This is a genomic window from Dictyobacter arantiisoli (assembly GCF_008326305.1).
GTDB lineage: Bacteria > Chloroflexota > Ktedonobacteria > Ktedonobacterales > Ktedonobacteraceae > Dictyobacter > Dictyobacter arantiisoli.
This window is the reverse complement of record NZ_BIXY01000132.1, coordinates 1-10,615: the sequence shown is the minus strand read 5'-3', so window position 1 is coordinate 10,615 and position 10,615 is coordinate 1. Positions and strand designations below refer to the sequence as shown.

Annotated in this window: 11 protein-coding genes, 1 pseudogene and 1 CRISPR repeat array; of the genes and pseudogenes, 8 read left to right on the top strand and 4 right to left on the bottom strand. The window is 48.3% G+C overall.

The features are described from left to right. Positions 1 to 260: 260 nt before the first annotated feature. A CRISPR array of direct repeats spans positions 261 to 740; the repeat unit is 37 nt; unit sequence GTCAGAATGAGAGAAAGCCCGAACGCGGGATTATAAC. 270 nt (positions 741 to 1,010) lie between these two features. Together F1593_RS26070 and F1593_RS26065 are read left to right on the top strand one after the other, a co-directional pair. Next, the gene (locus tag F1593_RS26070; protein ID WP_149404486.1) at positions 1,011 to 1,190 is read left to right on the top strand and encodes a hypothetical protein; all 180 of its coding nucleotides are present in this window, start codon (positions 1,011 to 1,013) and stop codon (positions 1,188 to 1,190) included. A 120-nt stretch (positions 1,191 to 1,310) separates the two neighbouring features. Further along, a complete protein-coding gene (locus F1593_RS26065; RefSeq protein WP_235932711.1) occupies positions 1,311 to 1,958 on the top strand; it encodes a hypothetical protein in 648 nt (215 codons plus the stop codon). 1,087 nt (positions 1,959 to 3,045) lie between these two features. On the opposite strand, the gene F1593_RS26060 is transcribed toward F1593_RS26065, so the two are convergent. Both F1593_RS26060 and F1593_RS26055 read right to left on the bottom strand, forming a co-directional pair. Further along, positions 3,046 to 3,339 carry a hypothetical protein gene (locus tag F1593_RS26060; RefSeq protein WP_149404485.1) on the bottom strand — a complete coding sequence of 98 codons (294 nt, stop codon included), beginning with the start codon at positions 3,337 to 3,339 and terminating at the stop codon, positions 3,046 to 3,048. A gap of 4 nt (positions 3,340 to 3,343) precedes the next feature. Next, entirely contained in the window at positions 3,344 to 3,709 is a 366-nt protein-coding gene (locus F1593_RS26055) for a hypothetical protein (RefSeq protein WP_149404484.1), read from the bottom strand. Between the two features lie 83 nt (positions 3,710 to 3,792). Between F1593_RS26055 and F1593_RS26050 the strand changes: the two genes are divergently transcribed. Further along, positions 3,793 to 4,122, top strand: a complete 330-nt coding sequence (locus F1593_RS26050; RefSeq protein WP_149404483.1) for a hypothetical protein — start codon at positions 3,793 to 3,795, stop codon at positions 4,120 to 4,122. Further along, a complete protein-coding gene (locus F1593_RS30170; protein WP_308483129.1) occupies positions 4,115 to 4,390 on the top strand; it encodes a hypothetical protein in 276 nt (91 codons plus the stop codon). The genes F1593_RS26050 and F1593_RS30170 overlap by 8 nt, the downstream gene beginning before the upstream one ends. Before the next feature lie 265 nt (positions 4,391 to 4,655). Here the strand turns inward: F1593_RS30170 and F1593_RS28700 are convergent, their stop codons facing one another. Next, positions 4,656 to 4,823: a hypothetical protein gene (locus F1593_RS28700; RefSeq protein ID WP_172632463.1), complete on the bottom strand. Its 168-nt coding sequence runs from the start codon at positions 4,821 to 4,823 to the stop codon at positions 4,656 to 4,658. A 166-nt stretch (positions 4,824 to 4,989) separates the two neighbouring features. On the opposite strand from F1593_RS28700, the gene F1593_RS26040 reads away from it, so the two are divergent. Next, complete coding sequence (locus F1593_RS26040; RefSeq protein ID WP_149404482.1) at positions 4,990 to 6,192, top strand: MFS transporter; 1,203 nt, start codon at positions 4,990 to 4,992, stop codon at positions 6,190 to 6,192. A 655-nt stretch (positions 6,193 to 6,847) separates the two neighbouring features. Here the strand turns inward: F1593_RS26040 and F1593_RS26035 are convergent. Beyond that, positions 6,848 to 7,516 (bottom strand): TetR/AcrR family transcriptional regulator, encoded by a 669-nt coding sequence (locus F1593_RS26035; RefSeq protein ID WP_235932709.1) that lies wholly within the window; start codon positions 7,514 to 7,516, stop codon positions 6,848 to 6,850. 47 nt (positions 7,517 to 7,563) lie between these two features. Between F1593_RS26035 and F1593_RS30010 the strand changes: the two are divergent. From F1593_RS30010 to F1593_RS26020, 3 genes and pseudogenes are all read left to right on the top strand, one after another. Then, positions 7,564 to 7,758 (top strand): annotated as a pseudogene (locus F1593_RS30010) (NmrA family NAD(P)-binding protein); the annotation flags it as partial. A gap of 409 nt (positions 7,759 to 8,167) precedes the next feature. Beyond that, positions 8,168 to 8,971 carry an alpha/beta fold hydrolase gene (locus F1593_RS26025; RefSeq protein ID WP_172632462.1) on the top strand — a complete coding sequence of 268 codons (804 nt, stop codon included), beginning with the start codon at positions 8,168 to 8,170 and terminating at the stop codon, positions 8,969 to 8,971. A gap of 328 nt (positions 8,972 to 9,299) precedes the next feature. Continuing rightward, positions 9,300 to 10,100 (top strand): NADP-dependent oxidoreductase, encoded by an 801-nt coding sequence (locus F1593_RS26020; protein WP_371873916.1) that lies wholly within the window; start codon positions 9,300 to 9,302, stop codon positions 10,098 to 10,100. Positions 10,101 to 10,615: the final 515 nt, after the last annotated feature.

Genomic DNA, 10,615 nt, shown 5'->3' with positions numbered 1-10,615 from the left:
GGAAACGAAGACATTCTTCTTTAGGATATATGAGTCCAGTTGATTACGAAAAACAAGAAAAAAAGACAGAGAATCATCTTTCTTGACAAATATCTTGTTTGTATGTTAATATATACGTATACGGAATACGTATATATACAGAGAAATGATCGTTCTTTTCTCTTATTTGATGCATTTCCACTGACTCATTCTTTCTGTTTGAGTCCCCTCCAAAAACGGGTCAATTCCATAGGCAATCATTACTATTTTGTCAGTTGGGCGTCAGAATGAGAGAAAGCCCGAACGCGGGATTATAACGGTTTCGGTGGCTGGCTTTGCGCTTGTTGATTTGTGTTGTCAGAATGAGAGAAAGCCCGAACGCGGGATTATAACAGTATATTGAGAGATTAATCAGAAAGGACTTGAATATGTCAGAATGAGAGAAAGCCCGAACGCGGGATTATAACCACACAACCTTACTCGATATCGAAAAGAAATTTGCGTCAGAATGAGAGAAAGCCCGAACGCGGGATTATAACTATTATTTTTACGATGCACTGAAGAAGCGTATCCCACGTCAGAATGAGAGAAAGCCCGAACGCGGGATTATAACTGATAGCATCGCAACCATAGGCTACAAATCTTCTAAAGTCAGAATGAGAGAAAGCCCGAACGCGGGATTATAACTTTTCTCGGAAGTGGCGCAACAGCACACTCTTGCCAGGTCAGAATGAGAGAAAGCCCGAAAGCGGGATTATAAGGATAAGATTTCTAATCAGACATAGGAATTTCCAGACTCACTAACCATCTTGCTACACAGAATGTGCCTTGCCCACATTACCCTGGCTGAATGCCTCACTCATCTGGCTTCTTCATACTCCCCACAAATAACAATGTACATAAGATAGCATGAATTTTATGCACCAGTATATCAATGGTTTATATATGCTTGTATGCTGTACACATGTCGGTCAGGTATAATGGTTACTATAGAATGCGTTGGTTTTGATGAAAAGTAAGGAGTGACGGCGATGAAATGTCCTGTGTGCCAACAAGAGATGTCTGTGTGGAAGACGGATACGAGTCATAACTCAAAAACTGGCCAGTTGTATGATCGCACATTGTATCATTGTACACAGGATGATACCTGGGCTAAAACGGAAATTCCGAAAAGTAGTAAGACGCTTCCCAATGTCGTTGCCGCTCGATAAGTGGATAGAGCCAAATTGTGTCTGTGGTGATCTGTTTTGCTAGAGCCAATCATAATAAAATGTTTTGGCTCTCTTATGGTGTGTATTGTGCCTTATCTGGTGTCATGAGAAGGTGAATGGATGCTGCAAAAGGATGTATTACAACAGAGATGGAATGAACTGGGCGAACAGTTTGCTCATAGAACAGATAGGCTTGGTATGCCGATTGACGAACCGATTATGGAAACGGTGCTCGCTCTCAATGCACTCAATATCCCAACGACGATGTCGTGTGGCGGTCACATTGTCGAAGGAGAGCGTTTTTCCACTCCATGGGTTGATATAGAAGAGCAAAGTTCTAAATATCTGGAACTTCTGAATATAGCACAGCAAAAGTCGCAAGAGGCCGAAAAGCTGCAGGAAGAATCAGCTCATCTACAACAAGATGTATCTGGCAAGGAACAAGCCCAGATGTTGAAAGAACTCCGCAATAGCAAATATAGGGAGATGCATAATTTGCATTATCAGGCTAGATTGTTACAATGTCCAGTGCGTCATAAACTCATTCAATATCTAGAGCAATTTTATCGTGATCGCGTGACTTCTTTTGATTGCAAACTCATGCTTTCTAGCAGAGTGAGTGGACGAACACGACTTTCCATCCAGGGTGGGGAAGATTTTTATTTGGATGCTCCACTGGAGATACAGCAACAGAAACTGGCAGAGTATCGAGACGAGATGGGAGCATTTACCGCATTTTTGAAAGCAGCCTATTTTTCTTTGTCGTAAACTTGATATGATTGAGGTTGACTTTGTCTGAACTGGTTTTAGAGGATGCTCCAGATCATGTATTTAATGATTACTTTCGAGCCATGAATTCTTGTTTCTCTCTTGCTTGTAAAAAGTTGTTCGTTTTGTGTCTGATCACGTAGTAGTGTATTTCGAGCACGCGTTTATCGCCAGGTAGGGCCAAACAAAGAACAGGCTTTGAATGAACATCATATTATTGCATTATGATATTTTCGCGGGAGGTAGGTGTACCGATACATTTGAGCTGAGCCTCCCGCTTCGCTTGAGAAGCGTGTCGAGGACATTTTGCCTTTCAAAAAGGCTTCATTGAAGAGAGAATTTCACCATCAAAATAGAACCTCCCGCAAAGTACCCCCTCAACCCGCTTTTTATGCTATAGTATAAATATAGAGGTCAGAATGAGGAAGAGCCCGAAGGCGGGATTATAACAGGGAAATAGGGATGATAAAACCAGTGCTGGCAGAGTCAGAATGAGGAAGAGCCCGAAGGCGGGATTATAACTGCGTCTGTGCTCATAAGCTCGTATAGCTCCTGAAGTCAGAATGAAGGAAAGCCCAAACGAGAGATTATAACACCTGTGCTCATGCTTATAACTCAGTATGAGAAGAAGGATTTTGTTCTTTCGTTATTCATATAGTTTTTTGTGATAGTAAACAAATAACTTTAATTACATGCATATTGTTTTATTTGCAGGATAAAAGGTTGCTTCCGGTTCACTGTTTCACGTGGGTGTTGCGCAGTTGTACATGATCCAACGCAGAGCTTTTCCTTTTCATGTCTTATGAGGAATGTTATATAGCTGATGTTAAAGATGGAAGTAGGAGCAACGCACAGTGTCCGTTGCTCCTGTGTGTATGTCAATTTTACATGTCTGCTTGTTGGCTTACCTTGATTTGAAGTCTTTCTTCGTGTTGTTTGAGCCAGGTGCTGCAAGTGGCGCGCCGTACTTTGGCTCTTTGGGCCAGATCACGTGTTGATATCGGTTTATCGCTGTTTTGTTCTTTCTTTTCTGCTTGCAGTTCTTCGTAGCTTGCGCTATTCGTTGTTCGGCTGGCTCAGCTTCTGATCAAGGGCTTTCATTGTTCGGAAGTAATATGAGTTTTGGTGGCTCGTTCATGTTTGCTGCTAGAGGTTCCTTTTCTTCACTGATATATTGAATAATTCCTTGGAGCGCCATGGCAAGCTGATTGTAGTCTATTGGTGGGATGGCTTCTTGCTCTTCTCGTTTTTTGTTTTCTTCTTTGGTATCAATTAACGTTTCCGGCGGAGCCGTTATGGGAATTGCCTTATTTTGCTGGCTCATTCCCTGGCTGTTAGAACTGGTTTGTGACTGTACTGATCTTGCTTTTGGGCGAGGCATTGTATCATTCTCCTTCTTTTTTCTCCTGGTTACTATGAAGCTGTGAAAAGCATTGTGTGTTAATAAGCACGTAACCTCGTTCAAAATGTTTGCTATGAAGATTGGAAGAGATGATCTTCGCATTCGCGTTACTGATATGCTTGCGAAGTAATTGTTTATTGGGAATCCCAATCAATGTTTGCAGTTCTACTTGCTCGTTTTTCTGTTGATTGCTGTTTTCGATACTCTGCCTAAAGTCTTTGCTGATGCTTCCCTGGTAGTGCAGGAAACTGAGGAAGGCTGCGGCCGTTTTATTACCAATACAGGCTTTTCTTAAGCAGGGCCGTTTAATGAGAATATCTTCTTCTGGAAAGCAAACACACCACTTCATGATCTTTTCCCTTTCTGGATGAGATTGCGAGATTTCATTGGCTCTGCATTCACTATGCCAATTTTAGGCGTGCTTGGATCTGTATGGTGCTCAGCTTTGTCTTTTTGTATCTCTTTGGGGCTTCCCCTGTGCTGATAGCGACGGTGGTGGCCGTGATTATGGCCTGTGGAATTTCGCTCATCGTCACAAAATATTGGAAGATTAGTTTGCATCTTGTCGGGATAGCCGGAGCCGTCACAGTCTTTATCCTTCTCTTTGGACCCCTTTTGTTCGTCCTTTCCCCTCTCGTACTGCTCGTAGGTTGGGCAAGGTGGCAAGTTCGTGCGCATACTGTCTATCAAGCCATTGCTGGAACCTTCCTCGCCGTAATTGTGACCATTGTGACCTTCCTCCTGTTTGGAATACATGTCTGATATCTTTTCACTGATCGTCTTCAGCCTCATAGGAGAGACACACATATGCAACGGTCCCAATTGCGTCTTTCGTACTTTGCTGAGCTGTTTCCTGGAGAAGGGCAATACCAAAATCACTGAGCAATATGTTGTTGTCTTTATCGAGGAGGATATTATCTGGTTTGATATCCCGATGAACCAGTTTATGATCATGGGCATATTGATAGGAGCCTTAGGCAAGGTTCAAATGGATGTGACAGTTGTGAACGATGGAAACACCCACAAATAAATCCTGAAGCCGCTCAGGAGGCCCTCTCAGGATTTATTTTTCACAGTGTGGGTTGTTCAAAGTTGTCACATTGATCTGAGCTCATTCTGAACCATGCCTTAATATATTAATATACTCCGCAATATGGAAAACGCTAAGGTCACTCTTAATCCAGGCAGAAGTCAGGAGAACGCAAAGGATCGGATAAGGCAACATTATCACGGAAAGCTTGGTTGACAAAGCAATCCTACACATTGTAGAAAAATCGAGGCAGATTGAACAGCTCTCATTGCCGAGTGATACTGATCTGCGGATGATCCGCTTTTGCTATCTCGCATAAAATACTGCTCGTACGCTTGACAGAATACCAACCTCTCTTTTCTTCTTCGCGGTGTGGATCGCCGGGCATCTCGCTTTCCTGAGGTGATCCTGCGATAGGGGTGGTGTCGTACATTTCATCCTCTTTTTCGTGGCTTTTCACAATTCACGCGAGTATGTCCTCTCCATTACCATGAGATTACATATGTGCCCGCTGTGGCCCTGATAGAGTTCGCTCATCCAAATCGTATATCCCCATTTCTCTCTTTGGATGCAACTCTTTTCTAGAAGTGAAGGTTGATATGGTATTAAATGTTCAACGAGAAGAGAGACGACGTTTACGTCTCGCTCGAATGGCAGTAGACATCTTCTTTTTTTTGAATGGCGTGATGACTGCTACCTTCTCAACGCGCCTTCCTGCGGTGCAAATGAGGCTGGCCTTGCCTCCAGGTCAATTAGGACTTGCTTTACTGGGATGTACCATTGGTGGACTTCTGGCGATGAATATCGTTGGTCGTGTTTCCTCACGCTTTGAGGGCAAGGTGATCACAACTCTTGCTGCGTTTGGTATGTGTCTCACGCTTCCTCTGGTTGCGTTTGCACCAACATTGCCCCTCTTTCTTCTGGCACTGGTCTTCTTTGGTGCAGGGAGTGGTGCCATGGATGTGAGCATGAATCTCCAGGGGACTGCTGTTGAGCGAGTATATGGTCGATCCATCATGAATTCGTTTCATGCGTACTTTAGTTTGGGAAGTTTAGCAGGTGCATCGCTTGGGAGTATCCTGGCTGCTTTCGATGTGAAGCCAGAACCTCATTTTTTCGCCATTACCGTCGTTGGTTGTGTTGTTCTTATGTGGAGTTCGCGTTTCCTTTGCTCTTCAAAACAAGAACAGATGGTGCAAAAGCAGCCTGCGAAGACCGCTCTCTCTTTTCACATCTCTCCAACACTGATGCGGTTGGGGGTGATTGCCTTCTGCTCTTTGCTCAGCGTAGGGGCTCTGTTTGATTGGAGCGCTGTCTATCTCTCCGGGACTCTGCATACAAGTACTGGATTAGCGGCAACGGGGTTCACGACGTTTTTACTCTGTATGGCTATTGGTCGCAGTGTTGGTGATTTTCTGGCAACGCGCTTTGGTGCGACAGCTATTATGCGTATGGCCTGTCTGCTTGCGGCAATCGGGCTTGTTCTCGCGCTGCTGTTTGCCTGGACGCCAGTGGTGTTTTTTGGCTTGGGCCTGGTAGGAATCGGCCTTTCCGTCCCTTTTCCTCTCGTGTTGAGCGCAGCAGGACGTCTTGCCAAACGGGATAGGGGGGCCACCCTTGCGACGGTCACGACGTGGGGATATTGTGGCATGATTGCCGGTCCACCCGTGATTGGTTTTCTCGCTGAACAGGTAGGCATGCGTCTTGCGTTAGCTCCCGTGGGGTTCCTGTGTGTGCTTGCCGCATTCTGTGCTCCGGCTGTGCGTACTGTTGTGGTAAAAGAGGATGAGGGAAGGATGTAAGGGTGTTGCGGATGGTGTTTCTTTGAGCGTTTCATCACTGATGCATTGTTATAGGTGTGAAAACCGAATATACTACTCAGAAAGAATTCATGGCAGTCTATGCTCCTGTCAATCATTCGGATTACGAGGGAACCAGTATTGAATTTTGAATCAGTAATTCAGGCACTCCACTCCTCTAATGACCCACGCGATGCGCAACGAGACAGGCGCTGCTTACGATCCTCTCATTAATTGACGTTTAAACTAAAATAACCTCAGCAATCATTAAGAGGGGATTGCCAGGGTGGAGTAATGTATCCAAATAGTACATTGGGTGCACATCAGCGCGAAACATGGAAATTGACTCTGGAGAATCTAGAGAAGTAGCCTCAAGACGATTTGTTTCGCACCATTTTGGAAAATGGGTGAGGGCAGTGCAGGGGACATCTTGTGGTTACAACATGTGCTGGACGTTTACCACCCATTACCACCTCCTTTGGGGTCTGTGTCAGCTTCGCTGGTACTGGGCCTCCATGCCCGTTGAGAGAACGTTCCAAGGTTGGCCCTCCCCCAAGGTTGCCTTTCGACGTTCCAGCGAAGCTGGTGCGCATGCTCAACTGGCGCACGCCGTCGGAAAGTCGGATCGACTCCTCACCGAGAGGTGACACTCCATCTTTCAGTCCCGACTCGGCTTTGTTCTGATTCCGGCGATGACGAGATCGAGCATGCGGTTGGCCCCATCAGGATCGGACGCACGTTCATTCACCATGGCGATTCCGTAGACGAGTCGTATCACGTCGCGAATATGGACATCCGTTCGGATTTGTTCTGCGGCCTGGGCGCGGAGCAAGAGGACTTTTCCCGCCTCGTGCATCGCTTTGTTCGCAGCAGAGATTCTCGTTCCCTCAACGTGCTTGGCAGCCATGATGGCTGCTCCCATGCTGCGCCCGCGAGCCGCGAAGTCCATCTGGAGACGAAGCCAGCTGATCAGGGCATCGAAAGGAACCGGAGCACTTGCGAGTTCTTCAGCGCGCGCCCTCAATTCATTGGTCTCATCCAGGAACACGGCTTCAAGGAGATCCTGACGCGTGGGGAAGTGGCGGTACAGCGTTCCGATTCCGACCCCAGCCGATCTGGCAATGTCCTCCAGGACAATGTCAGCGCCGCGCTCCGAGACCGCGACTCGCGCCGTCTTCAGCAGGCTGGCATAGTTGCGCTGGGCATCAGCTCGCATTGGGCGGTTGGCTGGTGTTGGCTCGCTCATTTCATATGATTCCTTTCCCCTGGAAATATTGGTCCTTGACAAAGTGAGGGTTCCTCCGTTACTATATGGAGGCAACCTCATTTTATCACACTTACGCTACATCTTACCAGTAGAAGGAGAATTTTCTTATGCGTGTTTTCGTCACAGGAGCAACAGGCTACATCGGCTCAGCGGTTGTCCACGAACTCGTCAGTGCCGGTCATCAGGTCGTCGGCCTTACTCGTTCAGACAAGGGTGCTGAGGCATTGAAGGAAGCTGGGTCCGAGGTACATCGCGGTACCCTTGACGACCTCTTCGGTCCTTTCCTCGGGATGGTGGCGGCGCGCGACATCCCGAGGTCGAGCGCATCGACCCAGGAACTTCTGGGATGGCGACCTGTGCATCCCGGACTGATCTCGGACCTCGAAGAGCACTACTTCAACAACTGATGTGAGTCTGACGGCCTGTGAATTTGGCAATTCCATAGGTGGAATCTTTGATACATCGGTGAGTGATCTGCTCTCTTTCTCAGGGAAGACCCGCTCATCTCATTGCCACATTTACAAAAAGAGAGCTGAGTTCAATACATACGCTCGTGGTTCATTCTGAGGTTCCAGGGCGGCTTGCGAGCGCAGGTTGAGGCTTCCTGGCACGACATTGGTGAGGTCGCGCAACGCTTGCGGCAAAGACAATTCACGATACTGTTTCCATATTTGAAATGCAAGCATGGAAACGCTGAAAGAGAAGAGATGTATGAAAAAAAAGACGTTTACGGTCTATGCAAATGGCATGGATTTTTACTGCGAAATGATGGGTCAAGGTCCAACCATGGTGCTTGTCCCTCCTGGTAGCAATGATTGTGGTCCGTATGAGAAATTGATGGAATGTCTTGCAGACGAGTTTACCGTGTTGACCTTTGATCCTCGCGGTGGATCACGATCACCAGATCCCCATCCACGCCCAGTGACCCCAGAATTGTTTTCCGATGATATCGCAGCTCTTGTTCAGGAAATCCCTCTCGAAAAACCTGTTTCAGCATTTGGTGTGAGTTCAGGAGGACAAGCCGTTCTCGCGTTAGCCAAATTCCATCCAGATATTACCAGAAATGGTATTGTCCATGAGGCGGCATTACAGGCGGATACGCCCATTAAAAATGTTGGCTTTGAGTACTTTCAAAGGATCGCCACGTTCTCTCCAAAAATTGCTGACTCATCAACGATCTTATCCATTACACTGCTTGGAACAGTAGGGTTTACCGAGGACGCTGCCCAACGCGCACGCATAGCGCAAAATGGGGCAAACTGGGCGCAATACTATCTTGGGACGGTTGATAGGGGACAGTACTTCGAGGAAGATTTTGCACACATGGCTCCTGTTGACTTCACCATTGGTACCTGGACGCCTTCATGGTTGACGGCGGCGAATCAAGCGACTGCTGCTCGCGGAAATCGACCTGTCACCTGGATCAATAGTGCTCACGCTCCACACGTAACCATGCCGAAAGAAATGGCAGATATTATTCGAGCAAAAGTGAAGCAGTATTTGAGGCCATTGTAAATCCCAACAGTGAGCGAGCAATTGGTCTGGAGCAAGACCTCGAGTGTAAATACGATAATTACATGAGGGAGTTCTGCGACAGCTTATTGCTGGCTGCTTGTTCTCAATCAAATCCTCTTCAAAGCAACCAAGCAGCAATTAATGATACAAAAATTACCTCATGTAATTATCGTATTTACAAACATGAACAGTTTTCAAGAAATCGAGGGAAAGCATGAAAGCAATCGTTCTCCACGAGTACGGCCCCGCGTCAAATCTCGCCTATGAAGATATCGCAGACCCCAGACCCTCCGAAGGCTCGGTGCTCGTGCGCGTCGCGGCCACCAGCATCAACCCTGCTGATTGGCGGGTACGTTCTGGCACAGTCAAGGACTTCCTTCCGATAGCGTTCCCCTACATCCCCGGCCTCGACCTCGCTGGCACCGTTGTCGAGGCCGGCGAGGGCGTCACCAGTTTCGAGCCTGGCGACCGCGTCATGGCTGTGGCACGGCATACCTACGCTGAGCTGTGCACCGTCAAAGCCACCGACCTCGTCAAGATTCCCGATGGCCTGGAGATGGCCACCGCTGCCGCGCTTCCACTGGTCAACGTCACGGGCGATGCGATGATACGGCTTGGTGCCAAGGTCCAACCCGGTCAGACCGTCCTCATCACCGGGGCTTTAGGTGGCGTTGGTCGCTCAGCGGTCTTCGCAGCATCGCAGATTGGGGCTCGCGTCATTGCTGGCGTTCGTGGCAAGCGACTGGACGCGGCTCGACAACTTCCCGGAGTAAGCGAGGCCATCGCCATCGATGATGATGCAGAGATTGATAAACTCGGTCCTCTCGACTGCGTCGCCGACACCGTCGGTGGGGAGCTCGCCGGCCAGCTCCTTGCCAGGGTCAAGGAAGGTGGCACGTTTGGTTGTTTCCCAACGCAAAACCCGCGAAACGCTACGCTGCATCCTACTATTCAGATCAATGTCGTTATCGCGCCAGTCAACTCCGCAACGATCTTGCGCTATGCCGAAGCGGTACGCGACGGCAAGTTGACGATCCCAGTCGAGCGTATCATGCCGCTCGCTGATGCCGCCGAAGCACAGGCAATCGCCGAAAAGGGTGGTACTGCCAAGATTATCCTCACCGCCTGAACACGCGCGATCAGGAGTGCCCGCGACCGCCACGGTTTTCATCACCGCCCAGTCGCGGGCCGTGATCTCTTTAATCGCCACGTTGGTGCAGGTCTTTGAACCACCTACTCCAACAAATGAATGGAAAGAGGGAGCATGGGGAATGCCGATGCATCAGTAGGAGCCACCCTTCACGGGTGGAGGGGCATTGCCATTCCGCCCCAAAGCCGCACCAGAGCAGGCGGGAAGGAGAGCCAGTGCGAGAGGGTCGTGGCCCTCCACCCGTGAAGGGTGGTTCCTACTGATGGCTCCACTCGCCTTCATTCCTCTTCATGAAGCGGTAGGGTAGAGCACGCAAAAAAACGCTTTCAAGCACGCCAGGATCCGTACCCAGACTCCGTCAGCAGGCAGGGTGTATGGTTTTCCGTCATCGAGACCCGGCCCTGTTTTCCCTCATCGTATCTGCAGAGGTGGGTGAGAAGGAGCCTGTCTTTCTGCGATATACTACCACGAAAAGGAGGGTGATGATCGTTTTC